Source organism: Nonomuraea ferruginea, from assembly GCF_039540635.1.
In the GTDB taxonomy this organism is placed as follows: Bacteria; Actinomycetota; Actinomycetes; order Streptosporangiales; family Streptosporangiaceae; genus Nonomuraea; species Nonomuraea ferruginea.
The window spans coordinates 277705-302730 of the sequence record NZ_BAABFD010000006.1 but is presented as its reverse complement, the minus strand read 5'-3'; the positions used below and the strand labels follow the sequence as shown (position 1 = coordinate 302730).

The 25026-nt window shown below is 71.5% G+C and carries 18 protein-coding genes; 6 read left to right on the top strand and 12 right to left on the bottom strand.

Features of this window, described 5'->3' with window-relative positions; genetic code table 11:
• Positions 1-39: 39 nt before the first annotated feature.
• Positions 40-450 (bottom strand): DUF3151 domain-containing protein, encoded by a 411-nt coding sequence (locus ABD999_RS14380; protein ID WP_148036229.1) that lies wholly within the window; start codon positions 448-450, stop codon positions 40-42.
• Positions 451-484: 34 nt separating this feature from the next.
• The gene (fbaA, locus tag ABD999_RS14375; protein ID WP_148036230.1) at positions 485-1507 is read right to left on the bottom strand and encodes a class II fructose-bisphosphate aldolase; all 1023 of its coding nucleotides are present in this window, start codon (positions 1505-1507) and stop codon (positions 485-487) included.
• Positions 1508-1835: 328 nt separating this feature from the next.
• Here fbaA and ABD999_RS14370 point away from each other — a divergent pair, with 328 nt between their 5' ends.
• Positions 1836-2231, top strand: a complete 396-nt coding sequence (locus ABD999_RS14370) for a hypothetical protein (RefSeq protein WP_148036231.1) — start codon at positions 1836-1838, stop codon at positions 2229-2231.
• Here ABD999_RS14370 and pyrE read toward each other — a convergent pair.
• Positions 2206-2739 (bottom strand): orotate phosphoribosyltransferase, encoded by a 534-nt coding sequence (pyrE, locus tag ABD999_RS14365; protein ID WP_271278350.1) that lies wholly within the window; start codon positions 2737-2739, stop codon positions 2206-2208. The genes ABD999_RS14370 and pyrE overlap by 26 nt on opposite strands.
• 109 nt (positions 2740-2848) lie before the next feature.
• On the opposite strand from pyrE, the gene ABD999_RS14360 reads away from it, so the two are divergent.
• Positions 2849-7114: a zf-HC2 domain-containing protein gene (locus tag ABD999_RS14360; RefSeq protein WP_345482730.1), complete on the top strand. Its 4266-nt coding sequence runs from the start codon at positions 2849-2851 to the stop codon at positions 7112-7114.
• A gap of 184 nt (positions 7115-7298) precedes the next feature.
• Complete coding sequence (locus ABD999_RS14355) at positions 7299-8507, top strand: NYN domain-containing protein (protein WP_271279597.1); 1209 nt, start codon at positions 7299-7301, stop codon at positions 8505-8507.
• 4 nt (positions 8508-8511) lie between these two features.
• Here the strand turns inward: ABD999_RS14355 and ABD999_RS14350 are convergent, their stop codons facing one another.
• Both ABD999_RS14350 and ABD999_RS14345 read right to left on the bottom strand, forming a co-directional pair.
• Positions 8512-9141 carry a response regulator gene (locus tag ABD999_RS14350; protein WP_148037228.1) on the bottom strand — a complete coding sequence of 210 codons (630 nt, stop codon included), beginning with the start codon at positions 9139-9141 and terminating at the stop codon, positions 8512-8514.
• A gap of 2 nt (positions 9142-9143) precedes the next feature.
• Positions 9144-13319 carry a HAMP domain-containing protein gene (locus ABD999_RS14345; RefSeq protein WP_271279591.1) on the bottom strand — a complete coding sequence of 1392 codons (4176 nt, stop codon included), beginning with the start codon at positions 13317-13319 and terminating at the stop codon, positions 9144-9146.
• Between the two features lie 177 nt (positions 13320-13496).
• Between ABD999_RS14345 and ABD999_RS14340 the strand changes: the two genes are divergently transcribed.
• Positions 13497-14987 carry a PP2C family protein-serine/threonine phosphatase gene (locus ABD999_RS14340; RefSeq protein WP_271279592.1) on the top strand — a complete coding sequence of 497 codons (1491 nt, stop codon included), beginning with the start codon at positions 13497-13499 and terminating at the stop codon, positions 14985-14987.
• Here ABD999_RS14340 and ABD999_RS14335 read toward each other — a convergent pair.
• From ABD999_RS14335 to rho, 3 genes are all read right to left on the bottom strand, one after another.
• A complete protein-coding gene (locus ABD999_RS14335) occupies positions 14984-16750 on the bottom strand; it encodes a prolyl oligopeptidase family serine peptidase (protein WP_271279593.1) in 1767 nt (588 codons plus the stop codon). The two genes, ABD999_RS14340 and ABD999_RS14335, sit on opposite strands and share 4 nt — an antisense overlap.
• Positions 16751-16901: 151 nt before the next feature.
• A complete protein-coding gene (locus tag ABD999_RS14330; RefSeq protein ID WP_271279594.1) occupies positions 16902-17843 on the bottom strand; it encodes a putative RNA methyltransferase in 942 nt (313 codons plus the stop codon).
• 61 nt (positions 17844-17904) lie between these two features.
• Positions 17905-18978, bottom strand: a complete 1074-nt coding sequence (gene rho, locus ABD999_RS14325; protein ID WP_261809019.1) for a transcription termination factor Rho — start codon at positions 18976-18978, stop codon at positions 17905-17907.
• 492 nt (positions 18979-19470) lie between these two features.
• On the opposite strand from rho, the gene ABD999_RS14320 reads away from it, so the two are divergent.
• Positions 19471-20211 (top strand): MBL fold metallo-hydrolase, encoded by a 741-nt coding sequence (locus tag ABD999_RS14320; protein ID WP_271279595.1) that lies wholly within the window; start codon positions 19471-19473, stop codon positions 20209-20211.
• A gap of 7 nt (positions 20212-20218) precedes the next feature.
• Here ABD999_RS14320 and ABD999_RS14315 read toward each other — a convergent pair whose 3' ends face one another.
• Positions 20219-22120 carry a sensor histidine kinase gene (locus ABD999_RS14315; RefSeq protein ID WP_271279596.1) on the bottom strand — a complete coding sequence of 634 codons (1902 nt, stop codon included), beginning with the start codon at positions 22118-22120 and terminating at the stop codon, positions 20219-20221.
• A 102-nt stretch (positions 22121-22222) separates the two neighbouring features.
• A complete protein-coding gene (locus tag ABD999_RS14310) occupies positions 22223-22687 on the bottom strand; it encodes a hypothetical protein (RefSeq protein ID WP_345482729.1) in 465 nt (154 codons plus the stop codon).
• An 83-nt stretch (positions 22688-22770) separates the two neighbouring features.
• Here ABD999_RS14310 and ABD999_RS14305 point away from each other — a divergent pair, with 83 nt between their 5' ends.
• Positions 22771-23298 carry a DUF6886 family protein gene (locus ABD999_RS14305; RefSeq protein WP_271280240.1) on the top strand — a complete coding sequence of 176 codons (528 nt, stop codon included), beginning with the start codon at positions 22771-22773 and terminating at the stop codon, positions 23296-23298.
• On the opposite strand, the gene ABD999_RS14300 is transcribed toward ABD999_RS14305, so the two are convergent.
• Together ABD999_RS14300 and ABD999_RS14295 are read right to left on the bottom strand one after the other, a co-directional pair.
• Complete coding sequence (locus tag ABD999_RS14300; RefSeq protein WP_271280239.1) at positions 23264-24235, bottom strand: ketopantoate reductase family protein; 972 nt, start codon at positions 24233-24235, stop codon at positions 23264-23266. The genes ABD999_RS14305 and ABD999_RS14300 overlap by 35 nt on opposite strands.
• 18 nt (positions 24236-24253) lie before the next feature.
• Positions 24254-24979: a glycosyltransferase family 2 protein gene (locus ABD999_RS14295; protein ID WP_148036241.1), complete on the bottom strand. Its 726-nt coding sequence runs from the start codon at positions 24977-24979 to the stop codon at positions 24254-24256.
• Between the last annotated feature and the right edge of the window lie 47 nt (positions 24980-25026).

Below are 25026 nucleotides of genomic sequence, written 5' to 3'. Positions count from 1 at the left end.
GTGGAGAGACTACCCGAGTGGGGCTTATCGTCCCAAGAGCTACCCCTTGGTCAGCGCGTCATAGCCGCTCTCGCTGCTGTCCTTGAGGAACTGCAGGCACCGTTCGGCCTCGTCCTTCTCGCCGATCGCCTGGGCGGCCCGGCTCAGCGCGTACAGGCAGCGCAGGAACCCGCGGTTGGGCTCGTGCTCCCATGGGATCGGCCCATGCCCCTTCCACCCGCTGCGGCGCAGATGATCGAGCCCGCGGTGGTAGCCGGTGCGGGCGAAGGCGTAGGAGGTGACGGCGTGGCCCTGGGCGAAGTACTCCTCCGCGAGCGCCGCCCAGGCCGCCGGGTAGGCGGGGAAACGGGCGGCCACGTCGGAGGCCTTGACGCCGGAATCGAGGGCCTCCCTGGCCTCGGGCGTGTCCGGCAGCTGCGTCGGGGGCGGCCCGGCGAGAAGGTTATCCATAGGACAAGTCATACCCGCCGGGCCGTCTTCGTGGCTAGGAGAGCTTCGTCCCACTGCTCTTGAGGTGCTCGCACGCCTCGGTGACGCGGGCGGCCATGCCCGTCTCGGCCGACTTGCCCCACGAACGCGGGTCGTACGTCTTCTTCTGGCCGACGTCGCCGTCGACCTTCAGCACGCCGTCGTAGTTGCGGAACATGTGGTCGGCCACCGGCCGGGTGAAGGCGTACTGGGTGTCGGTGTCGACGTTCATCTTGACGACCCCGTACGAGATCGCCTCGTGGATCTCCTCCAGCGCCGAGCCGGAGCCGCCGTGGAAGACCAGGTCGAACGGCTTCTCCTTGCCGAACTTGCCGCCCACCGCCTCCTGGATCTCCTTCAGCACGCTCGGCCGCAGCTTGACGTGGCCCGGCTTGTAGACCCCGTGGACGTTGCCGAACGTGGCGGCGAGCATGTAGCGGCCCTGCTCGCCCAGGCCGACGGCCTCCGCCGTGGCCAGCGCGTCACCGGTCGTGGTGTAGAGCTTCTCGTTCATCTCGCCGACGACGCCGTCCTCCTCGCCGCCGACGACGCCGATCTCCATCTCCATGATGATCCGGGCGCGGGCGCACTTGTCGAGGAGCTCCTTGGCGATCTCCAGGTTCTCCTCCAGCGGCACGGCCGAGCCGTCCCACATGTGGGACTGGAACAGCGGGTCGAGACCCTTCGACACCCGCTCCAGCGAGATGTCGACGAGCGGGCGCATGAAACCGTCGAGCTTGTTCTTGGGGCAGTGGTCGGTGTGCAGCGCCACCGTGACGGGATACTTCGCGGCCACCACCCGGGCGTACTCGGCGAGCGCCGTCGCACCGGTCACCATGTCCTTGACCGTCGGACCGGACAGGTATTCGGCGCCGCCCGTGGACACCTGGATGATGCCGTCGCTCTCCGCTTCGGCGAAGCCGCGAAGAGCGGCGTTCAGCGTCTGGGAAGAGGTCACGTTGATCGCCGGATAGGCGAACCCGCCTGCCTTCGCTCGATCGAGCATCTCCGCATAGACCTCAGGAGTCGCGATGGGCATGAGTCATCTCCCTAGAAGTAACGGCTTCGCGCTGTTCAGCATAATCCGGCATGGAACCCCGCGGGCGTTCACGTCCGGGAGGAAACGGCAGCTTGGGAGGGCGGCTGCGCCGCCGCCTGCAGGCCAAGCAGACCACATCGGCTAAGCGGTTGCTGAAGCGGCTGAACCGTCGAAGCCATGGACGGTGAGGAGCCGCAAGCTCGGTCGTTCACGGCCGAGAAGCTGACCGTCCCGGTCTCGGTGTCGGCCGTCGGCATTCGAAACACATCGGGAAAGCCGTCTTACCATTGGATAGTCTCGGCGCGTGGGACGCCACAGGTCAGATCCGATGGGCCTCGCCCGACTGGCGCTCGCCGTCCTGGCGGCAGCGGCCCTCGTGGTGCTGCTGGTCATCGGCGGGCGGGCGTTGTTCGACTCGCTCGACACAGAGGACGCCGCGCCCGAGCGGACGTCCGCCACGCCCACGGTCACCGCTCCGGTGCCGACCGTGCGCATCGAGTGCGTGGCCGCCACCTGCCCGCTCGTCACCGTACGGGTCCCCGGCGGCGACGTGCTGCAGCACCGAGAGATGACCGAGGGCGAGGAGGTCAGCTACTTCGAGCCCGAGCTGGACGTGGTGATCTCCGACGCCGGCACCGTCCGCGTCACCGAGAACGGCACCCTCCGGCCGCGGGGCGAGCAGGGGGAGCGGGAGGCGTTCACAGTCGGAGGTCCGCCAGAGTGAAGGCGGAACGGTAGTCGAGGCCCTCCTCGGCCATCCTGGCCGCGGCGCCCCGGTCGACGATCGTGGCCACCGCGACCACCTCGGCGCCCTCCTCGCGCAGCGCCTCCACCGCCGTCAGCGGGGACGAGCCGGTCGTCGAGGTGTCCTCGACCACGAGGACCCGGCGGCCCTTCACCTCGGGGCCCTCGATCCGGCGCTGCATCCCGTGGGCCTTCTGCGCCTTGCGCACCACGAACGCGTCCAGCGAACGCCCGCGCGCCGCCGCGGCGTGCAGCATGGCCGTCGCCACCGGGTCGGCGCCCAGCGTGAGCCCGCCCACCGCGTCGTAGTCGAGGTCGGCCGTCAGGTCGAGGAGCACGCCGCCGACCAGCGGGGCCGCCGCGGCGTCGAGCGTGATGCGGCGCAGGTCGAGGTAGAAGTCGGCCTCCTGCCCTGAGGAGAGCACCACCCGGCCGTGCACGACGGCCTTCTTCTCGATCTCGGCCAGCAGTCTGTCACGGTCGCTCATGGGTTCAGCTTAGAGCCGGTCCTCGACGGCAAAGAGACGCGCTCGGTTTAGCCATGGGCGTGAGTGCGGAATGACTGCACGGGCAACGGTTCGTAACCGCGAGGTCACCATGAGTGTGGAAACACCGCAGAGCGACGCATACCTGCTGCATGCCGTCAGAGGGGGTGATGCCACCGCGTACGGGCAGCTCTACGAGCGTCACGTGGCCGCCGCGCGCGCCCTGGCCGGGCAGCTCGTGTACGGCGAGGCGGAGGTCGAGGACGTCGTCGCCGAGTCGTTCACCAGGGTGCTCGACCACGTGGGCCGTGGCGGCGGGCCGGCATCGGCATTCCGCACCTACCTGCTGATCGTGGTCCGGCGCACCGTCCACGACCGCACCCGCGTGACGGGCGAGATCGAGCTGTCCGACACCGCCATGCCCGCCGACCCGGCGTCGGCCCGCCTGGAGGGGTCGCTGATCGCCCAGGCCTACCTGTCGCTGGCGGAGCGGTGGCGGGCGGTGCTGTGGCACACCGAGGTGGAGAACGCCCGGTCCGCCGACGTGGCGCCGCTGCTCGGGCTGTCGGCCAACGGGGTCTCCGCGCTGGCCTACCGGGCTCGTGAGGGGCTGCGGCAGGCGTACCTGCAGCTCTACCTGACAGGGTCGCCGCCGCCCGAGTGCAAGGCGGTGATCGGCAAGCTGGGCGCGTACGTGCGCGGCGGGCTGACCCGGCGCGACTCGCGGTCGGTCGACGAGCACGTGCGCGACTGCCCCAACTGCCACACCGTCCTGCGGGAGCTCACCGACGTCAACCGGGGGCTGCGCACGGTGATCGGGCCCCTGGTGCTGGGCGACGTGGCCGCCGGCTATCTGGAGGCTCTGTCCCGGCCCGCCCCCGCTCCCCGGCGGACGCTGGGCCGGATGCGGCGGACGCACGTCGCGGTGGCGGGCGGGGCGGCCACGGTGATGGCGGTGGCGGCGGCCTTCGCCGTGGTGTCGGGCCAGGACGTGGGAGCCCGCCCCGGCACCCACCCCCGCTCCGCCGCCGACCAGTACGACCACGTCGGCCCGTACGGCGAGAACCTCTCCCATACGGGTGCGGGCGGTACGGGCGGTTCGGGTTCGGACGGCTCCACTGGGGGTGGCTCGGGCTCAGACGGCTCCGGCGGCGACAGGTCAGGCGCGGACGGCCCAGGCTCGGATGGCTCGGGTGAAGACGGATCCGGCCCAGGCGGCTCCGACGCGAACGGCTCTGGTGCGCAAGCGCGGTCCTCCAGCGGTACGGGTTCCCAAGGCTCGAAGTCCGCCGGCCCGTCGGACGCGGCCCCCCAGGACACGAGCACGCAAGGCTCGGGGACCCCAGCCGCCGCCTCGCCGTCGGACTCCAAGGCCTCGGGCTTGCACGGCGAGGCAGGCACCGCTGACCGGCCGTCAGCGATGGGCCCGCACGGCCCGTCCCGCGCAGGCGTCCCCTCGGGCCGCCCACCCGCCCTCGTCCCACCCCACGACCCCGACGGGAACCACACAGGCTCCCCGCCCGACCATGCCAGCGGGGACCGCACCGGTGCCTCCCCCGGCGAGGCGAGCCGCGACCGTACGGGCCCGCCTGACCGAGAGCACGCGGGTTCCTCGTCCAGCGGGGCCAGCGCCGACCGCGACGGTTCCGCACCCGGCCGACCTGCTCGGGAGCGTGCCGGTTCCTCGTCCGGCAAGCCTGACCGGGATCGCGGTGATTCCTCGTCCGACCGGAGAAGGGAGCGCGGTGGTTTCTCACCCGGTGGGCCTGATCGAGGGCGTGCCGGTTCCTCGTCCGGTGACCCGGGAGAGGACCGCGTTGGTTCCTCGTCACGCATGCCTGACCGGGATCGCGGTGGTTCCTCGTCCCGTGACCCGAGAAGGGATCGCGCCGGGTCCTCGTCACGCACGCCTGATCGGGAGCGTGCCGGCTCCTCGCCTGGTGAGGCCAGAAGGGATCGCGGTGGTTCCTCGTCCGGTCGGGATCGCGATGGCTCCTCGTCCGGTGAGCCGAGGAGGGACCGCGCCCGGTCCTCCTCGGACGAGGCTGGAGGGGAACGCGCCAGCCGTCCGGAGCGCGAGCGGGTGGGGGCGTCCAGTGAGCGCAGGACGGCCCGCCTGCGCGCCTCCGTAGCGGCGATGGGCTCCCTGGTACGGGGCGAGGACGGCATCGTGGCCATGCGCGTCCGCAACATCGGCAATGCGCCGACCCGGGACATCTACGCCGCCATCGAGCTGCCTCCGGGCGTCACCCTCGTCCCCCAGACGAGCCCGATCGCGGAAACCCCATGGACCGTCCCGGGAAAGCCCGGCGCGGTCCAGTGGGTGGCGGCGGAAAGGCATGCCGCCTCCCGGCTCCCTCAGAGCGCGACAGACACGGCCACCGAAGGATGGGACACCTCCGAGGTATCGCCCCGTGATGACGGCACGCTCACCCCAGGAAACGCCATCCCTATGCATACGCGCGGGGTAGCCGCCGACCTGGGCGCAGTGGGCTGGGGTGTTCTCCTCCCCGCCGCACTGCACGAACTTCCACCGGAGACGGCCGGTTCTCCGGCGGGTGGATCCGTGAGGGCGCAGGAGGGCACGGCCGAGGCGGGTGGGGGCGTGGACGTAAGCGCAGGTAGAGGCGGGACTGTTCTCCCACTCGCCGTAATGCGCGGGCGTTCAGCAAGTTCTCTGGCGGATGGATATGCGAGCCAGGTGCAGGAAAGCTCTGCCGTGAACCGTGAGGTCACCAACCTAGGCGGAGGTGTTCTTCTACCTGCTGCCATGAGCTGGCACGAAGGTGAGGCAGCGAGCGGACTCGTGCGTGCGCAGGAGGGCGCCGCGGATCGTGCGGGCACCGACGTGGGCGGAGGCGTCCTACCACCCGCTGCCCCGCGCGAGCCTTCACAGGAGAGGGCCGGTTCGCTGGGACGGCTGTGGGGGAGTGCCACCGGGGCTGGGGACCAGGCGGCGGTTCAGTGGGGGGACAAGGCGGAGCTCGGGGACCGGGCGGCGGTCCAGTGGGTGGTGGGCAAAGCGAAGACCGAGGACCGGGCGACGGTCCAGTGGGGGGACAAGGCGGAGACCCAGGGCCGGGCAGCGGTCCAGTGGAAGGTGGACAAAGCGAAGACCGAAGACCGGGCAGCCGTTCAGTGGGTGGTGGACGAGGCGGAGACCCAGGACCGGGCGGCGGTTCAGTGGGGGGACAAGGCGGAGCTCGGGGACCGGGCGGCGGTCCAGTGGGTGGTGGGCAAAGCGAAGACCGAGGACCGGGCGACGGTCCAGTGGGGGGACAAAGCGGAGACCCACGGCCGGGCAGCGGTTCAGTGGGTGGGGGATGTCAGGGAAGGGCGGGCCGGTGGGTGGGCGTGCCGGGCCGTCAGAGGTGGGGTGCGGTGTGCCAGGGCGCCGTTGGCGGCGGGGAAGGTCGCGTCGGTGTTCCTGCGGGTGCGGGTGGCGCGGGACGCTCCGGAGGGGGAGGGGCCCAGGCTGCGGGTGGAGGCGGGCGCGCTCAGGCTGAGCGCGCGGGCGCCGGTGGGGGTGTGGGAAGGGGGAGCGCCGGCCAGGTTCGCCGCCGACGGGAAGGTGACGGTCAGGGCGGTGGGGAACGGGTTGCTGACGTGCCCGGACAAGCGTCAGGGGTGCGCGGAGCGGCCCGGGGGTGAGCACCGCGACGGCGACCTGGAGCCGCTCGACCTCGACAGGTCCCGGAAAACGAAAGCTTCCAGCGCCGCCCGGCTCGACCTGCCCCTGGGCGGCCGGATCCTCTGGGCGGGGCTCTATTGGTCGGCCACCGCCGAGGGCGCAGGGCCGATCAAGCTGAAGCCGCCCGGCCGGGGCCGCTACGTGACCGTACGGCCCAGCCGGGTCGCCTGGCAGAAACTGCCCCACGGCCCCGCCTACCAGGCGTACGCCGACGTCACAGGGCTGGCGGCGAGCGCAGCCAAGAACGGCGAGTGGTGGGCGGCGGACCCGCCGATGGGCACGCGGGGTCACGCCGGCTGGAGCCTCGTGGTCGTCACCACCGACCCGGCCGCCCCGTACGGCAACGCGGTCGTCCTCGACGACACCCGGATCGTCGGCGGCGACAACCCGGCGCTGCGGCTGCCGCTCGGCGGACTGGAGCCCGCCGGCGCCCCCGCCCGGGTGGAACTGGTCGCCTGGGCAGGCGACGCCGGCCTGCGCGGCGACCGGGTGTCGCCGGGCAACGGCCGGGTCATGCCGGAGGCCCGCGACCGCGATGCGGGCAACGCCTCGGTCGGCACGACGTTCGGTGTCGATGTCGACACGGTGAGCCACGCCCTCGGGCACCGTCCCAGCTTGACGATCATGGGGAAGGAGGGCGTGGTGCTGTTCGGGGTCGTTGCGGTGAGCGTTCGTGCGCGACCGTGACGGTGACCAGGACAAACTGGTACGGTTCGCCTAACGGGTCTGGCTTAACGCCGGTCGAGGGGCGAATCGTCGGGATTCACCCTCGCGCGATCACCCGCTTTCATTACCCTGGGACAGGGCCGCCGAGTCCGGCTCTGACGGTGCAGAGCCAGCACGTCGGACCACCACGAAAGGGGCGGTGTCAGTGGATCGCTGCGCGCTGTTCGTCGACGCCGGCTATCTGCTGGCGGACGGCGCGATGGCCGTGCATGGCACCCGCCATCGCGAGTCGGTGTCGTGGGACTATCCCGGGCTGTTGCAGCTGATGTCCAGCCTGTCCCGCGAGCGCACCGGCCTGCCGCTGCTGCGCTGTTACTGGTACGAGGCCACGATCGAGGGGCGCCGCACCTCCGAGCACGACGTGCTGGCCGACATCCCCGGTCTCAAGCTCCGCCTGTCCCGCATCAGGCCCGGCCGCCGTGAGGGCGTCGACGCGCAGGTCCACCGCGACCTGATGACGCTGGCGCGCAACAACGCCATCTGCGACGCGGTCGTGGTGAGCGGCGACGAGGACCTCACCCAGGTCGTCTGCGACGCGCAGGACCTCGGCGTCCGGCTGACCGTGGTCCACATCGCCGCCGACGGGAGCTGGGCCGCCTCGCGCTCCCTGCGCCAGGAGTGCGACGACCTCATCGAGCTGGGCGCCGGTCATCTGCGGCCGTACGTGACGCTGGTGACCGGGTCGTCGGAGGCCGTCAACGGTCACCAGCCCATGAGCAACGGCCACGGCTCACACTCGCTGCCCGCCGCGCCCGCGCAGTCGTCGCTGCCCCCGGCCTCCTCGACCGGCTCGCTGCCGCCGGCCCCGGCCAGCACCGGCAGCCACGCCGCCCCGCACTCCTCCGCGAGCCAGCCCCAGCCGGCGAGTCCCCCGCCGAGCCGGGCCCAGTCGCAGCCTCCGTCGCTGCCCTCGTACACCTTCCCCGCCGACCCGCCCGTGCCGCAGCAGCCGGCCGCGCCGGCGACCGGGCAGCTGCCGCAGCAGTCGCCGACCACCGGGCAGTTCTCCTCGCCGTCGAGCGCGGGCACCTATCAGCAGCTCGGCCCCTACACGGGGCCGCAGCCGGCGCCGGTGACCCAGCAGCCGGCCTCGTCCTCCTCGGGAGCCACGACGCTGGCCGACGCGGTCAAGGCGGCCCACCGCGAGGGCCACGACTTCGGCGAGTCCGTGGCCCGCGACGCGCCCGCCCTCTGGCTGGAGGCGGTGCTGGCGCGCAAGCCCCGGATGCCGTCCGACCTGGAGGCCAGGCTGCTGCAGGGATCGTCGCTGCCGATCGACTTCCTGCTGCACGACGAGGTCCGTCACGCCCTGCGCAGGGGGTTCTGGGACGCGCTGGAGCGCGCCCGCAGCTGACCGGTCAGGTCAGGGCGTCGAAGCCGGCGCGCAGCCGGGTGACGCGGTCCGTGAGGTCGGTGAGGGGGGCCCGCAGCGCGGAGGCGTCTGACTGCTGGGCGAGCTCACGCACGCGGGACAGCTCCTCCTCGACCGCCAGCAGGCGGCGGGACAGCTCCGGCAGGACCGACGCCTGGTCGCCGGCTCCCGGCGGCAGCTCGTGGCCGAGCCGCTCGCGCAGCAGCGCCGCCTGCTCGGCCAGGCGCTTGTTCATGTTGTAGAGCTCGGCGAACACCGACACCTTGGCCCGCAGCACCCACGGGTCGAAGGGCTTGGTGAGGTAGTCGACGGCGCCCGCCGCGTAGCCGCGGAAGGCGTAGTCGGGGGCGCTGTCGACGACCGTCAGGAAGATGATCGGGATGTTTCTGGTGCGCTCGCGGCGCTTGATGTGGGCGGCCGTCTCGAAGCCGTCCATGCCGGGCATCCGCACGTCCAGCAGGATCAGCGCGAACTCGGTGTTGAGCAGCGCCTTCAGCGCCTCCTCACCCGACCTGGCGCGCACCGGCACCAGGTCGAGCGAGCTGAGGATCGCCTCCAGCGCGATGAGGTTCTCCTCCCGGTCGTCGACCAGCAGGATCTTGGCCCGGTCTGGCATCGTCACGCCCCTTCGGCCGGAGAGTCGGCGGCCCGGCCCCGGCTGAGCCACCCGCGCAGCCGCTCCAGCAGGCGGTCGACGTCGACGGGCTTGGGCACGTAGTCGGAGGCGCCGGAGGCGATGCTCTTCTCCCGGTCGCCGCGCATGACCTTGGCCGTCAGCGCGATGATCGGCAGGTCGGCGAACTGGGGCATGCGCCGGATGGCGGAGGTCGTCGCCCAGCCGTCCATCTCCGGCATCATGATGTCCATCAGCACGAGCGCGACGTCCTCGTTCCGTTCGAGCTGTTCGATCCCCTCGCGGCCGTTCTCAGCGTAGACGACCGTGGAGCCGTGTCGCTCCAGCACGCTGGTCAGCGCGAAGACGTTGCGGATGTCGTCGTCGACGATGAGGATCTTGGCGCCGCTGAGCGGGTCGTCGCCCTGCCACTGGCTGGTCTCGACGGGCGCCTCGACCAGCTCGGGCAGCGGCAGGTCGAGCGGCAGGCCGGGCGCCTCGGGGATCGTGGCCGGCTCCTCGACGGAGGCGGTCACGACCTGCTGCCCGCTGCTGCGCGGCCCCTCGGCGGCGCTGACGGCCAGCGGGCCGATGTAGGTGGCCGGCAGGTAGAGGGTGAACGTGCTGCCCTTGCCCAGCTCGCTGTCGACGTGGATCTCGCCGCCGAGCAGGCGCGCGATCGAGCGGCAGATCGACAGGCCCAGACCGGTGCCGCCGTACTTGCGGCTGGTGGTGCCGTCGGCCTGACGGAACGCCTCGAAGATGACGTCGCGCTTGTCGGGCGCTATGCCGATGCCGGTGTCGATCACCTGGAAGGCGAGCAGGTCGTGCGCGATGTGCAGCGAGTCGTCGTCGAAGTCGACGTCCGGTGAGGCCGGGACGACCCGCAGCTTCACCTCGCCCTTGGGAGTGAACTTGACCGCGTTGGACAGCAGGTTGCGCAGCACCTGCTGGAGCCGCTGCTCGTCGGCGCGCAGCTCCTGCGGCAGGTCGGGGTCGACCTCGACGCTGAACTCCAGCCCCTTGTCGGCCGCCAGCGGCCCGAACGCCGCCTCCAGCAGGTCGATCGTCTTGGGCAGCGACACCTGGGTCGGGTGGATGTCCATCCGGCCGGCCTCGACCTTGGACAGGTCGAGCATGTCGTTGATGAGCTGGAGCAGCGCCGACCCGGCCCCGTGGATGGTGCGGGCGAACTCGACCTGCTGCGGGGTCAGGTTGCCCTCGGCGTTCTCGGTCAGCAGCTTGGCCAGCACGAGCAGGCTGTTGAGCGGCGTGCGCAGCTCGTGGGACATGTTCGCGAGGAACTCGTTCTTGTAGCGCGAGGAGACGGCGAGCTGCTCGGCGCGCTCCTCCAGGGTGCGGCGGGCCTGCTCGATCTGGAAGTTCTGGATCTCGATGGCGCGGTTCTGCTTGGCCAGGAGCGCCGCCTTGTCCTCGAGCTCGGCGTTGGACCGGCGCAGCTCCTCCTGCTGGCGCTGCAGCTCGTCGGAGCGTTCCTGCAGCTCGCGGGTGAGGCGCTGGGACTCGGTCAGCAGGTCCTCGGTGCGGGAGTTGGCGATGATCGTGTTCATGGTGACGCCGATGTTCTCCACCAGCTGCGTCAGGAAGTCGAGGTGGACCTCCCCGAACGGGCTGAAGGAGGCCAGCTCCAGCACGCCGAGCACGCGGTTCTCGAACAGGATCGGCAGCACCACGATCTGCGCGGGCGTCGACTGGCTGAGGCCGCTGTCGATGGTGATGAACTTCGGCGGCACGTCGTCGAGGACGATGTGGCGGCCCTCGGCGGCGGCCTGGCCGACGATGCCCTCGCCGAAGGCGAACTTCGCCCGCGGCCCGCGGTCGGGCCGGACGCCGTAGCCGCCGATCAGCAGCAGCTCGCGCTCGTTCTCCGGATCGACCGAGTAGAAGGCGCCGTACCGTGCGGACACGAGCGGCGTCAGCTCGCTCATCGTCAGCTTGGCCACCTCGAACAGGTCGCGGTGGCCCTGCATGAGCCGGGAGATGCGGGCCAGGTTGGACTTGAGCCAGTCCTGCTCCTGGTTGGCCTGGGTGGTCTCGCGGAGGTTGGCCACCATCGAGTTGATGTTGTCCTTCAGCTCCGCCAGCTCGCCCTGCGCCTCGACGGCGATCGAGCGGGTCAGGTCGCCGCGGGCCACGCCGCTGGTGACGGTGGCGATGGCGCGCACCTGGGTGGTCAGGTTGCCGGCCAGCTCGTTGACGCTCTCGGTGAGCCGCTTCCAGGTGCCCTCGACGCCCTCGACCCGGGCCTGGCCGCCGAGCTGGCCCTCCGAGCCGACCTCGCGGGCGACGCGGGTGACCTCGGAGGCGAACGAGGACAGCTGGTCGACCATCCGGTTGATGGTGGTCTTCAGGGCGAGGATCTCGCCCTGGGCGTCGACGTCGATCTTGCGGGTGAGGTCGCCGTTGGCGACCGCGGTGGTCACCTCGGCGATGTTGCGGACCTGGTACGTCAGGTTGTTGGCCATGAAGTTGACGTTGTCGGTCAGGTCCTTCCAGACGCCCGACACGCCCTGGACGCGGGCCTGGCCGCCGAGCTGCCCCTGCGTGCCGACCTCTCGGGCGACGCGGGTGACCTCGTCGGCGAACGACGAGAGCTGGTCGACCATGGTGTTGAGGGTGTCCTTGAGCTGGAGGATCTCGCCCTGGGCGTCGACGGTGATCTTCTTTGACAGGTTGCCCTGGGCCACCGCCGAGGAGACCGCGGCGATCTGGCGCACCTGTGAGGTCAGGTTGTTGGCCATGGAGTTGACGTTGTCGGTGAGGTCCTTCCAGACCCCGGACACGCCGCGTACCTGGGCCTGGCCGCCGAGCTGGCCCTCGGTGCCGACCTCGCGGGCGACGCGGGTGACCTCGGAGGCGAACGAGGACAGCTGGTCGACCATGGTGTTCATGGTCGACTTGAGCTCCAGGATCTCGCCCTGGGCGTCCACGTCGATCTTGCGGGTGAGGTCGCCGTTGGCGACCGCGGTGGTCACCTGGGCGATGTTGCGGACCTGGTACGTGAGGTTCCTTGCCATGGAGTTGACGTTGTCGGTCAGGTCCTTCCAGACACCCGACACGCCCTGCACCTCGGCCCGGCCGCCCAGCTTGCCCTCGGTGCCGACCTCGCGGGCGACACGGGTCACCTCGTCGGCGAACGACGACAGCTGGTCGACCATCGTGTTGAGGGTGTCCTTGAGCTGGAGGATCTCGCCCTGCGCGTCGACGGTGATCTTCTTCGACAGGTTGCCCTGGGCCACCGCCGTCGCCACGGTGGCGATGCTGCGCACCTGCGAGGTCAGGTTGTTGGCCATGAAGTTGACGTTGTCCGTCAGGTCCTTCCAGACCCCGGACACGCCGCGCACCTGGGCCTGGCCGCCGAGCTGGCCCTCGGTGCCGACCTCGCGGGCCACGCGGGTCACCTCCTCGGCGAACGCCGAGAGCTGGTCGACCATGGTGTTGACGGTGTTCTTCAGCTCGAACATCTCGCCCACCGCGTCGACCGTCACCTTGCGGCTCAGGTCGCCCTTGGCCACCGCCGTGGTCACCACGGCGATGTCGCGCACCTGCGCGGCCACGCGGGACGACATGGTGTTGACCGCCTCGGTGAGGTCGCGCCAGCTGCCGGACATGCCGCGCAGGTTGGCGCTGCCGCCCAGCCGGCCCTCCGTGCCGGCCTCCCTGGCCACCCGGGTCACCTCGGAGTTGAACAGGGCGAGCTGGTCGACCATGCCGTTGATCGCCTTGCCCAGCCGGCGCACCTCGCCGCGGGCCGAGCGGTCGAGGTCGATCCGCCGCGACAGGTCACCCTTGGCGACCGCGTCGATGACGTCGGCCGCGCCGCTCACGGGGCTCACCAGCGCGTCGATCAGCATGTTGACCGACTCCACGCTCTCCGCCCAGGCCCCCACCCCGGGGCCGGGCGTCAGCCGCTCGCCGAACCGGCCTTCCTTGACCACTTCCTTGCGCACCCGGGTCAGCTCGTTGGCGAGGTGCTCGCGGCGGTCGGCCACCTCGTTGAGCAGCAACCGCACCTCACTGAGGATGCCCGGAGGGGCATACGGGACCCGGCGCCGGAAGTCGCCGTCACGCCATGAGAACAGGGTCTCCAGGATCGGGACGAGATCCGCCTCGGTATATGTCCTCTCCTCAGGACTTGGCGCGGCCTTGGCCGTGGTCATGGGGCCTCCTTCACTCGCGGGGGACTCCGGCGAGTGATTCAAGTCTGTCACGATGAGTAGCTCGTAGTCCTGTCCTTGGATTTACCCCAAGTCAACGGGAAGTGTGGTAGGCACGAGGGGATGACTGCTTCTCCCCATGCGGTGCTAGCTGCGACGTTCGCGGCGGGCGAGTCGGCTGTGACCGACGCGATGAGGTTCACGCGCGAGGTGATGACCGCGTGGGCCACCGGCGGCATGCTCCATGTCGCCGAGCAGATCGCCGGCGATCTCGCGGGGCAGGTCGTGGACGAGCCTTTCGAGATGCTCTGGCGACACCTGGGCGGCTCCGTCCAGGTGGAGGTGAAGCAGCGGAACACCTCACATGGTGATCAGAAAGCTCCCTCCGTCCATGTCGACGAGTGGGGGATCACCTTCTCGGGTGATTCCCGTGTCCATTGGGCCAGACTCACGCTACCTGGCGCGCACCACAGCTCGGGAGCCGTCGAGTGGCAGCGGCAGAGCGGGCGCGGGCCCCACTGGCTCGGATTCCTCGCCGACGCCAGCGACCTGCTCGCGGGCACTCTCGACCCCGACATGGTCCCCGCCATCATCGCCCAGGTCGTGGTGCCGCGGCTGAGCAGTTGGTGCGCCGTCTACACCGCCGACGCCGCCTCCTCGCCGCTCCGCCTCGTCTACCTGTGGCACGCCGACGAGGCCAGGATCGACGGGCTGCGCGAGCAACTCAGCGATCTGGACGTCGGCGCGGTCGGCACCCGGATGAGCTCCACCTTCCACCTGGGCGACAACGAGGTGCTCGCGGTCCCGCTCAGCGCCCGGGGCCGCGGCCTCGGCGTGATGTGCCTGGGCCGGCCCGACCGGTTCCCCGACGAGGCCATCCAGCTCGCCGAGGACATCGGCAGGCGCGCCGCGCTGGCCGCCGACAACGCCCGCGTCTACGCCCAGCAGGCCGCCGCCAACCGCGCCCTGCAGCGCAGCCTCCTGCCGCCCAACGAGCCCGAGGTGCCCGGCCTCGACTACGGCGTGGTGTACGAGCCCGCCGGCGAGGTCAACGAGGTGGGCGGCGACTTCTACGACGTGTTCAAGGCCGGCGACGACTCGTGGCGCTTCGCCATCGGCGACGTCTGCGGCACCGGCCCGGAAGCGGCCGCGGTCACCGGCCTGGCCCGCCACACGCTCCGCCTGCTGGCCCGCGAGGGCTACGGGGTCGCGGCCGTGCTCGGCAGGCTCAACCAGGCCATCCTCGAAGAGGGCGAGCGGGCCCGCTTCCTGACCCTGCTGCACGGCGACATCACCCCGGCCGACGACGGCCTGGAGGTCCGGCTGGTCTCGGCGGGCCACCCCGAGGCGCTGCGGCTCAAGCCCAGCGGCGTCGTGGAGTCGATCACCACCCCGCAGTCGCTGCTGGGCGTCTTCCCCGAGGTGGTCTTCGAGGTCGACGTCGTCCACCTCGACCCCGGCGACGTGCTGCTGGCGGTCACCGACGGCGTCACCGAGCGACGCTCGGGCGGCCGGCTGCTCGACGACGAGGGCGGGCTGGCCAAGATGCTGGCCGAGTGCGCGGGGCTGTCGGCCAAGGCGGTGGCGGAGCGCATCCGCCGGGGCGCGGCCGACTTCGCCACCGAGCCCAGCGCCGACGACCTGGCGATCCTGGTGCTGCGCGCCCGTTAACGCCGGCCCAGGTGCTTGCGGGCGAAGTCGAGCTGCAGCGCCGTCTGCGCGATCCGCTCCGCGACCACCAGGTTGCTCCGTACGGCGTCGTAGGTGTAGACCTCGTGCTCGTGGCCGTGCCGTTCGAGCTGGGCCACGTACTTCTGGATCTGGCGCGGCGGGCAGCGGGTGTCGTTCTCGCCGGCCAGGATCAGCACGGGGCTCTTCACCTGGTCGACGTAGGTGATGGGGGAGCTGGCCGCGTAGCGTTCGGGCTGCTCCTCCGGGGAGCCGCCGAGCAGCGCGCGGTGGTAGGCGCGCAGGCTCTCGGCCTCGTCCTCGTACGACGTCCGGTGGCAGGCGATGGGCACGGCGGCGATGCCGGCGGCCCACAGGCCGGGCTGCGTGCCGAGGCCGAGCAGCGTGAGGTAGCCGCCCCAGGCGGTGCCCGCCAGCACGAGCCGGTCGGGGTCGGCGATGCCGGCCTCGACCACGGCGGTGCGCACCGCGTTCACGTCGGCCAGCTCGATCTGGCCGACGTCGCCGTGCAGCGCGTCGCGCCAGGCCGAGCCGTAGCCGGTCGAGCCGCGGTAGTTGACCCGGACGACCGCGAAACCGGCGTCCACCCAGGCCGCCACCTCGGGGGAGAAGGCGTCCCTGTCGTGGCTCGTCGGGCCGCTGTGCAGCAGGAAGACCGCTGGGAACGGGGCGGCGCCGTTCTCCGGGCGGGAGACCAGGGCGTGGATGCGCCCGCCCGGCCCCTCGGCGTCCAGGTCCTCCAGGGGGACGCTCGGCGGCGCGGCCGGGCCGCCGGGGTTGAGCACGACCTGGCCGCTGGTCGAGCGGATGACCGGCGGGCGCGAGGCGCTGGACCAGGAGTACTCCACGTGGCCGCCGGGGCGCGGGCGCGCCTCCTCGATGACGCCCTGCGGTGTCTCGATGAGCGTCAGCCCGCCGCCCGCCAGGTCGTAGCGGAGGAGGTGGCTGCGGGCCCGGTGACCGCGCTGGATGAGCAGGCCGCGGCCGTCGTGGTACCACTCGGCCGTCATCTCGCCGTCGTCCTTCAGCCAGATCTCCCGGCGCGCGCCCGTCACCGGGTTCCAGACCAGCGGCTCCTGGCGGCGGCGGCGTTCGTGCAGGGCGAGCAGGCGGGAGTCGCCCGGCGCCGGGGCGAAGCTGAGCCCGACGACGCCCATGCCGGGGCCGTCGTACAGTTCGCCGACCACCTGGCCGGACTGGCGCACGACGCGCAGCGCGGGGTGGCGGAAGTCGCCGTACTCGCCGTGGTTGATCGCGATCAGCTCGCCGTCCATCGACATGCCGGCCGCCCAGGCGGCCTCGCCGTGCTCGTACAGCATCTTGACGTGCTCGCCGTCGCGCACCAGGTGGATGCGGAACGTGCCCTCGCTGGCCAGGCTGATCGCGGCCAGGCCGGTGGACGAGAGCGCGATGCCGGCCGGCTGGCCGGGCGGCGCTCCCAGAGCGACGGGCTGGTCGGGGCCGCCGAAGAAGGGCTGGCGCCGCCAGATGCCGAACTCGTCGCCGTCGGTGTCGTCGAACCAGTAGATCCACTGGCCGGCGGGGTCGATCGCGGCGTGGGCGGTGCCCAGAGGCCGGTCGGTGACCTGGCGGGTGGCGCCGCTCGCGCGGTCCCAGGCGTAGACCTCCCACGTGCCGGTGGCGTTCGAGCGGTAGATCGAGCGGTTCGGGGCCAGGGGGGCGTAGGACGGCAGCGACATGCGCGACGCGCGGAACCTGGCCTGCCAGCGTTCCTCGGCCTTCATCCGCCGCGCTCCCCTCCCATGGGCGCCCCTCGCCGTCCTCATCGGCAACGGGTTGCCGTCCAGTATTGCGCTTGCGTCGCGGAAATACTCCGGAAATGTGGGGGAATTTGGTACTAAACGCCCCATCAGTAACACCAGTCTCAGATGCCCGTCAAGAGGGTGACCTTGCGCCAGGTGTCACTTCGAAGGTAGATAGGTGGAACTCTGCCTTCGTAACCACTTTTTCTAGCCTTTTCGCGTTATTGCGGGAGAAAACTCGCGTTATCCCCTCCGCCAGCTCCTCCTCGCCCAGGTGCCACGCACTCGGCCCCATCCCCACCACGGCCCGGACCTCGTCAGGCCCGAGCGCCATGTCGAACGCCACCACCCGCCGCTCCACCTCGGCGAACCCCTCCAGGCTCCGCGCCACCCGCTGCTCCTTGCCGGCGTCGACGGACAGCAGCCCCAACTCCTTCACCAGCGGGCTGAGGTGGCCGGGCGCGGGCGTCACCACGACGACGCGCCCACCGGGCCGCAGGATCCGCCGGAACTCGGGCCCGTTCCTGGGCGCGAACACGTTCATCACCACGTCGGCGACCCCGTCTCCGATGGGCAGGCGCCGCCACACGTCGGCCACGAACGCCCCCACTCTGGGGTGCGCCCTGGCGGCCCGCCGCACGGCGTGCTTGGACACGTCGAACGCCATCACGACGCCGCGTCCCGCCGCGTCGAGGACGGCCGCCGAGTAGTGGCCGGTGCCCGCGCCGGCGTCGACGATGACCGGCTCGGCCCCATGGCCAGAACCACCGTACGCCTTCGCGCGCCCGTCGTCAGGCGAGTGTGAGAACGATTCGGCATGGGCACTCCAGACCGCCTCCGCCAGCGCGCTCTCCAGCGGCGCGAAGTGACCGGCGGACAGGAAGGCGTCGCGGGCGGCGACCATCTCCGCGCTGTCGGCCGTGCCCGGAGGGCGGGACCCGACGAGCAGGCTCACGTAACCCTGCCTGGCCACGTCGAAGGAGTGGCCCCGGGGGCAGCGCAGCGCGCCGGGGTCGAGCCGCAGTGACTGCCCGCAGACGGGGCAGGCGAGGTGTTCGGCGATGTCGGCCAGCATGCGGCCCATTGTCGCGGCCTACTGTCGCGCCTGGGCGCCGCGGGCCCGTCAGACAGCGCCGTCAGACGGTGGCGGCGGCCCGGACCAGGAAGTCGGCGTTGGACGCGGTCTCGCGGAGCTTGCCGACGAGCATCTCCATGCCCTGGTGGCGCTCCAGGCCCGTCAGCGAGCGGCGCAGCCGCCAGACCACCTGCCGCTCCCGCGCGGGGAGCAGGATCTCCTCCCGGCGGGTGCCGGAGGCGTCCAGGTCGACGGCCGGGAACACGCGGCGCTCGGCCAGGTCGCGCACCAGGTGCAGCTCCATGTTGCCGGTGCCCTTGAACTCCTCGTACAGGCTGTTGTCCAGCCGCGAGCCGGTGTCGACGAGCGCGCTGGCGAGGATGGTGAGCGAGCCGCCGCCCGCCACGTTGCGCGCGGCGCCGAAGAACCGCTTGGGCGCGTAGACGGCGGCGGCGTCGAGGCCGCCGCTGAGCGTCTTGCCGTTGCCCGGCGCGGTGTTGTTGTAGGCGCGGGCCAGGCGGGTGAGCGAGTCGAGCAGCAGCACCACGTCGCGGCCCTGCTCGACCAGGCGCTTGGCGCGCTCGACGGCGAGCTCGGCGATCGCGGTGTGGTCGCGGTCGGGATGGTCGAAGGTGGAGGCGAAGATCTCGCCCTGGATGCCGGCGCGCATCTCGGTGACCTCTTCGGGCCGCTCGCCGACCAGGAGGACCATGAGGTGCGCCTCGGGATGGTTCCGTGTGACGGCGGCGGCCAGGGCCTGGAGGACCATGGTCTTGCCGGCCTTGGGCGGGGCCACGATGAGCCCGCGCTGGCCCTTGCCGATGGGCGCGAACAGGTCGATGACCCGGGTGCTGAGCGACTCGGTCTCCAGGTGGAGCCGTTCGTCGGGATGCACCGGCGTCAGCTCGGCGAACCGCGGCCGGTCGCGCCAGTGGCTCTCGCCGTTGACGGTCTCGACCTCGACGAGCCTGCCGCCGTCGGCCTTGGCGGTCACGTGGTCGCCGGGACGGAGCCCGAGCTGCTTGACCCGGTCGGCGGTCAGCCGCAGGTCACCGGAGCTGGGTAGATGGCGGGTGCGGAGGAATGCGGATTTGTCCCGCACGTCCAGCAAGCCGCTGATGACGTGAACAGACATGATGAACCCCTTTGAGGGCATGCCGGTAAGAGAAGCACCGGCGCGCGTAGGTGAGGAAACCCGAGGCCCGCGGAAGGGGCAGGTCGGGAGGGAGGAGAGCGGCGGAGCTTGAGCTCGAACGCCACCGGCAACGTACCACACGTCGCTGCCCATGAAACGTCTAGCCCTCTCGGGCTATTCCCGGGGCATTCTCGTGTCTTCGTGCGTGAAACGCGCCGTGGACCGTAACAATGTTCTTCTCGCCGTCCTGTCCGATCCGGACATGGAATCCGCAAGCGCCCTGCAGGACCTTTGCAATGACGGCGAGGTTACCTATACGCAGACGATCCTTGGGGGATGACATGAACAGCACCCGTTGCCCGCGATGCCACAACGAGCTCGACGAGGGCCCGATCATGTACCGGTGTGCCACCTGCCGGCGTGCGGTCTTCGCCGCGGACCTGGAGAACGAGTTCGTTCCGCGCCAGCCCGTAGCCGCCTAATCTGGGGCGTATGCCCCACCAACCGCTGCACGTGGCCGGCGTCGAGGTGACACCCCTCTGCGACGCCGTCGGCCCCATGGGCGAGGCGATCAGACGCCCGCTCGCCGAGACGTTCCCGGGAGCAGACCTCCCGGAAGAGCCGTGGATCCTCCACTTCCACTGCTACCTGCTCCGCGACCGCGCGGACCGCCTGACCCTGGTCGACACCGGCATAGGCGGCACCGACTCACCGGCGTCCAGCTGGGCGCCGGTCCCCGGCTCGCTGGCCGGGGAACTGGCCGCCGCGGGCGTCGCGCCCGCCGACGTCGGCACCGTGATCCTCACGCACCTCCACAGCGACCATGCCAGCGGGGCCGTCGCCGACGGCCGGCCCGTGTTCGAGAACGCCCGCTACGTGCTCCAGGACGCCGAGCTGGAGGCCGCCGGCGGCGCCATGCTCCGCCAGGTGATCGACGTGATCAAGGGCCAGCTCCAGGTGGTCGACGGCGACGCCGAGGTCGCGCCCGGCGTGCGCGTCCACCTGACTCCCGGCCACACGCCCGGCCACCAGATCGTGCGGCTCGGCGACCTGGCGATGACCGGCGACCTCGTGCTGCACCCCGCGCAGCTCGCCGACCCGGCCGTGCGCTACGTCTACGACGACGACCAGGAGCGCGCGGCCGCCACCCGGGCCGAGGTGCTGGCCGGGCTGCGGGCCGAGCGGGCGCTGCTGGCCACCGCCCACTTCGAGGAGCCGTTCGTACGGCTCTGAAGGTGATCTACCGGCCGGCGAGCACCGGCTGATCGGCCAGCAGGCTCGCCGGCAGCATCACCCGCGCGGTCAGCCCTCCGTAGGGCGAGGGCGCGAGCGTCACCTTGATGCCGTGACGCGACGCCAGCCGGCCGACCACGAACAGGCCCAGCCGGTCGCTCTGCGCCAGGTCGAACTCCGGCTTCTCCGCCAGCCGCGTGTTGAGCTGGTCGAGCTCGTCGCGGGGCAGGCCGAGCCCGCGATCCTCCACCTCGACCGTCAGGCCGTGGGGGGTCGAGGTGGTGCGCAGGTCGACGCGGGTGCGCGGCGGCGAGAACAGCGTCGCGTTCTCGACCAGCTCGGCCATCAGGTGGGCCACGTCGGTCACGGCCGTGCCCAGCAGCGAGACCGGCGGGGGCTGCAGCACCTCGACCCGTTGGTACTCCTCGACCTCCGCCACGGCCGCCCGCAGCACGTCGACGATCGGCACCGGGTTGCGCCAGCCCCGGCCCGGCTGCTGGTCGGAGAGGATGATCAGGCTCTCGGCGTGGCGGCGCATGCGGGTGGTCAGGTGGTCGAGCTTGAACAGGTCCTCCAGCATCACCGGGTCCTCGGTGCCCCGCTCCATGCCGTCGAGCTGCATGAGCTGGCGGTGCAGCAGCGACTGGTTGCGGCGGGCGAGGTTGACGAAGACCTGGTTGACGCCGTGGCGCAGGTTGGCCTGGCTGAGCGCCGCGTTGACGGCGGTCGACTGCACGTCGTTGAACGCGTGCACGATGTCGTGCACCTCGGACGTCTCCGCCTTGACCTCCAGCGGCTCGACCGCGGTGCCGACCGGCGGCTTGGCGCTGGTGCGCAGCTGCTCGACCAGCTCGGGCAGGCGGACCTGGGCCAGGTGGGTGGCGGCGTCGCGCAGCCCCGCGAGCTCGCGTACGAGCCGCTTGCGGAAGCGGAGCGACAGCAGGATCGAGGCGAGCACCGCCAGCAGGCCCACCCCGCCCGCGACCGCGATCTTCATCAGGATGCCGGTGGCCGCCGGCGCCAGCCGCTGCGCGTACGCGGCGCTGGTGGTGCGCTGGTTGGCCTCGACGGCCTTCCACAGGTTGTTGGCGTCGACCGGCCAGGTGGCCGCCTCCGCCGGCAGGCCGTTGACGACGGCCTGGCCCCGCATCGCGTCCTCCGTCTCCAGGAACTCCTGGTAGAGGGGAGAGCTGATCAGCTCCTGGTAGGGGGTGCGCAGCTCGCCGTCGAGCTGCGTCAGGGCCTGCGAGTAGAGCAGCCGCCTGGTCGCCGCCCACTCGGCGAACGCCTCACGCTCCGCGCTGGTCACCCGGCCCCGGCTGAGCACCACGGCGATCATCGCGCGCTCCCTGGAGAGCATCTCCTTGCCCTCGGCCAGCATGGCCAGCGCCCGTACGTTGCGGTAGAGGGCCAGGTCGGGCACCAGGACCAGGGCGTCGTACATGCGGAAGGAGGCGTCGACGATCTGGTTGTAGCCGTTGATCAGGTCGAGCTGGGACGGGTTGGGCGCGTCGACGTCGCGGCGGATCTGGGTGAGCCGGTCGAGCTGCCTGAACAGCGCGTTGAGCTGGGCGCTCATCGCGGGGGTGAGGTCGTCCTGCCGCCCGGCCAGCTCGCGCAGCTCCTTGGCCGCTCCGTCGGTCAGCGTGCGCTGGAGGAACAGGGTCTCCGGATTGCGCTTGGCCGAGATGAACTGGATCGAGGACAGCCGCTCGTTCTGCAGGTGAGTGGTCAGCTCGCTGGAGGGCTCGGCCAGGTTGGTGGTCAGCTTGTCGGTCTCCAGCATCTGGATGCCGTCGCCCGCCGTCAGACCCGCCGCGAACGCCCAGAGCCCGACCAGGGAGGTCAGCGGGACGAGCAGGAGGATGAGCAGCTTGATCGCGATGGGACGGCCACGTGTGGGGGGCATGCGACCTCCGGAGGCATGTGCGGGCGCCTCGCAGATTACACCCCAGCGCGATCCGGGGTCATGCGCCGGCGCGGGGGCTCGACGCCCCCGCGCCCGGAGCGGTCATCGCCTGGTTTGCTCGGGACGGCCGGCCACGAGGCGGTCGTCTTCGGCGCGCTCGGCCGTGGCTGCGCGCTCCTCGGCGGCGGTGCGCCGGTCCGCCGCGCGCTCGTCGGCGGCGGTGCGCCGGTCCGCCGCGCGCTCGTCCGCGGCGGTGCGCTGGTTGGCCGCGTGCTCCTTCTCCAGCTTCTCCTGCAGCCGGCGCTTCTCGCTCTCCAGCTCGGCCACCCGGTGGGAGGCGTCGGCCCGCGCGCCGCGGAGCGCGCGGCGGTGCCTGGCGGACCTGCGCGAACCGAGCGCGATCAGCCACAGCCCGAGCAGCAGCACGGCGGCCGCGGCCGCGCCGGCGAGGAACATCTCGACGTGGTTCGGCTGGAAGGTGTAGCCGAACAGGTTGTAGCTCGTGCCTTCCTCGGCGAGGACCAGGATGGCCGCGCCGGCGCCGAGGATCACCAGTAACAGACCCATGAAGATCATCTGCACTCACCCCTTGTCGTCAAAGCGACGTCCAACTGCCCAAGGAGCGTGGGGATATGCGCGAGGATCAAGGGATGAGACCCGATCCCGGCGAGGTTCTGCACTTCTCGGAGGATCCGACGATCGAGCGGTTCGTCCCCCACGTGGCGCCGACGTCCAGGCAGAGCGAGCCGTACGTGTGGGCGGTGGGGGCCGACCGGTGCCCTGACTACTGGTTTCCGCGCGCCTGCCCGCGGGCGCTGGCCTGGACGGGGCCCGGGACCACCGCGGAGGACGCCGTACGGATCATCGGCGCGGGCTGCGGTGACCGGGTGCACGCCATCGAGTACGGCTGGCTGAGGCCCATGCTGGAGACCAGGCTCTACGCCTACCGGCTGCCCGCGGACGGCTTCGCGCCCATCGGTGACCCGCCGCACGCCGTGGTGTCCACGGCGCCCGTGACGCCGCTCGGCCCGCCCGAGCCGGTGGGCGACCTGGTCGAGCTGCACGAGCGGGCGGGCATCCAGCTCCGGCTGCTCGACAGCCTCTGGCCGTTCTGGGAGGAGGTGATCGGCAGCAGCCTGGAGTTCAGCGGAATCCGTATGAGGAACGCGCGCCGATGAGCGCGGTCAGCTCCTCGACCGTCATCGAGCCCGGCCGCCGCCGCTCGCGGGCGAACCGGTTGGCCTCGCGCTGCAGCACCTCGTTGACCGGGGTCGGCAGGCCCAGCTCGCGCCCCAGCAGGACGATCTCGCCGTTGAGGTGATCGGCCTCGATGGAGCCCGAGCCCTTGGCCAGGCTCTGCCAGGACGAGCCGCCGCCGCGCGCCTCGCCGCCGATCGGGCGCATGTCGACGCGGTCGCCGCGCAGCTCGCGCTCCTCCCGCGGCGTCGAGTACGGGATCCCGGCCGCCTCCAGCACCGCGACGCCCTCGGCCCTGGCCTGGTCCAGCAGGGGCCGGGCGGCGGGGTCGGGCCCGCACAGCGCCTCGACGGCGTTGGTCAGGTTGGTCAGCAGCTTGCCGTGCTTCCACCGCATGACCTCGGTGGAGGTCACCCCGACGAGGTGGCTGCGGTCGAGGTCGGTGGCGATCTGCTTGGCCAGTTCGTCGGAGCCGTACGGGTAGCGGCCGACGTGCAGTAGCCCCGAGCGCGGCCACCCGTAGGCGGCCACGACGCCGGGCTCGGTGTGGAGGGCCGGCAGCCACACGCACATGCCGTAGACCCTCTCGAACCGGCGCAGCGCGGTCCGCTCGTTGGCCACGCCGTTCTGCGCGCACACCACCGGCAGGTGGCGGGGCCACGGGTCGAGCGCGGCCACCGTGTCCTGCGACTTGGTGGCCACGATCAGCACGTCGCCGTCGCGCGCCGGCACCGGGCCGTCCGTCGCGGGGATGTCGATGACCTGGTCGGAGCCGGGGGTGATCAGGCGCAGGCCGCGTTCGCGCAGCGTCTCGTAGTGGGCTCCGCGTGCCACCAGCAGCACGTCGTGGCCGCCCTGGTGGAGCCGGGCCCCGATGGTGCCGCCCACCGCTCCCGCGCCGATCACGATATATCGCATGTTAGGAGGTGTCACCTTTCATTTGGCGAGCGCCACCTCGGCCGGGGAGGCCGTGGAGGCGCGAAATCGCTCCCGGAAGATGGTCTTCAGCACCCGCCAGCCGTCGCGCAGCGCGTGCAGGTTGCTCTCGCCGTGGATGCGGCAGCGCTCGTGGCTGGGCACCTCCCTGGTGACCAGGCCGGCCCTCGCGGCGCGGATGTTCATCAGGGTCTCGATCTCGAAGCCGTCGCAGTCGAGGGCGAGCGCGTCGAGGTGGCGTGCCCAGAACGCGTTGTAGCCGTAACACAGGTCGGTGTAGCGCGTCCCGTACATCAGGTTGGTCAGGACGGTGAGCGCCCGGTTGCCGAGTGAGCGCAGCGGGCTGAGGTCGTCGGAGCCGCCGCCCGGCGCGTACCGCGAGCCCTTGGCGAAGTCGGCGCCGGCGGCGAGCGCGTTGACGAACGAGCGGATCTCGCGGCCGTCGGTCGATCCGTCGGCGTCCATCATGACGATGATGTCGCCCTTCGCCGCCGCCGCTCCCTCGATCAGGGCGTTGCCCTTGCCGCGCCGGGTCTGCGCGACCACGCGCAGGTCAGGGCGGAGGCGGCGGGCGACCGCCACCGTGTCGTCGGTCGAGTCGCCGTCGACCAGGATCACCTCGTCGATCCAGGCCGGTAGGGTGGCGAAGACGTGGGGGAGGTTGTCTGCCTCGTTCAGCGCAGGGACGATGACGCTGACGGTGGCGGGGAAGGGCTGCTCGTTCATGCAGGCAAAGATCCCTTCACGCGCATGCAAGACACTTGACGACGCCT

Excerpts from the sequence above, each read along its gene's own strand:
- ABD999_RS14380 (WP_148036229.1), bottom strand. The coding sequence starts at position 450 with ATGGATAACCTTCTCGCCGGGCCGCCCCCGACGCAGCTGCCGGACACG.
- fbaA (WP_148036230.1), bottom strand. The coding sequence starts at position 1,507 with ATGCCCATCGCGACTCCTGAGGTCTATGCGGAGATGCTCGATCGAGCG.
- ABD999_RS14370 (WP_148036231.1), top strand. The coding sequence starts at position 1,836 with ATGGGCCTCGCCCGACTGGCGCTCGCCGTCCTGGCGGCAGCGGCCCTC.
- pyrE (WP_271278350.1), bottom strand. The coding sequence starts at position 2,739 with ATGAGCGACCGTGACAGACTGCTGGCCGAGATCGAGAAGAAGGCCGTC.
- ABD999_RS14360 (WP_345482730.1), top strand. The coding sequence starts at position 2,849 with ATGAGTGTGGAAACACCGCAGAGCGACGCATACCTGCTGCATGCCGTC.
- ABD999_RS14350 (WP_148037228.1), bottom strand. The coding sequence starts at position 9,141 with ATGCCAGACCGGGCCAAGATCCTGCTGGTCGACGACCGGGAGGAGAAC.
- ABD999_RS14345 (WP_271279591.1), bottom strand. The coding sequence starts at position 13,319 with ATGACCACGGCCAAGGCCGCGCCAAGTCCTGAGGAGAGGACATATACC.
- ABD999_RS14335 (WP_271279593.1), bottom strand. The coding sequence starts at position 16,750 with ATGAAGGCCGAGGAACGCTGGCAGGCCAGGTTCCGCGCGTCGCGCATG.
- ABD999_RS14330 (WP_271279594.1), bottom strand. The coding sequence starts at position 17,843 with ATGCTGGCCGACATCGCCGAACACCTCGCCTGCCCCGTCTGCGGGCAG.
- rho (WP_261809019.1), bottom strand. The coding sequence starts at position 18,978 with ATGTCTGTTCACGTCATCAGCGGCTTGCTGGACGTGCGGGACAAATCC.
- ABD999_RS14320 (WP_271279595.1), top strand. The coding sequence starts at position 19,471 with ATGCCCCACCAACCGCTGCACGTGGCCGGCGTCGAGGTGACACCCCTC.
- ABD999_RS14315 (WP_271279596.1), bottom strand. The coding sequence starts at position 22,120 with ATGCCCCCCACACGTGGCCGTCCCATCGCGATCAAGCTGCTCATCCTC.
- ABD999_RS14310 (WP_345482729.1), bottom strand. The coding sequence starts at position 22,687 with ATGGGTCTGTTACTGGTGATCCTCGGCGCCGGCGCGGCCATCCTGGTC.
- ABD999_RS14305 (WP_271280240.1), top strand. The coding sequence starts at position 22,771 with ATGAGACCCGATCCCGGCGAGGTTCTGCACTTCTCGGAGGATCCGACG.
- ABD999_RS14300 (WP_271280239.1), bottom strand. The coding sequence starts at position 24,235 with ATGCGATATATCGTGATCGGCGCGGGAGCGGTGGGCGGCACCATCGGG.
- ABD999_RS14295 (WP_148036241.1), bottom strand. The coding sequence starts at position 24,979 with ATGAACGAGCAGCCCTTCCCCGCCACCGTCAGCGTCATCGTCCCTGCG.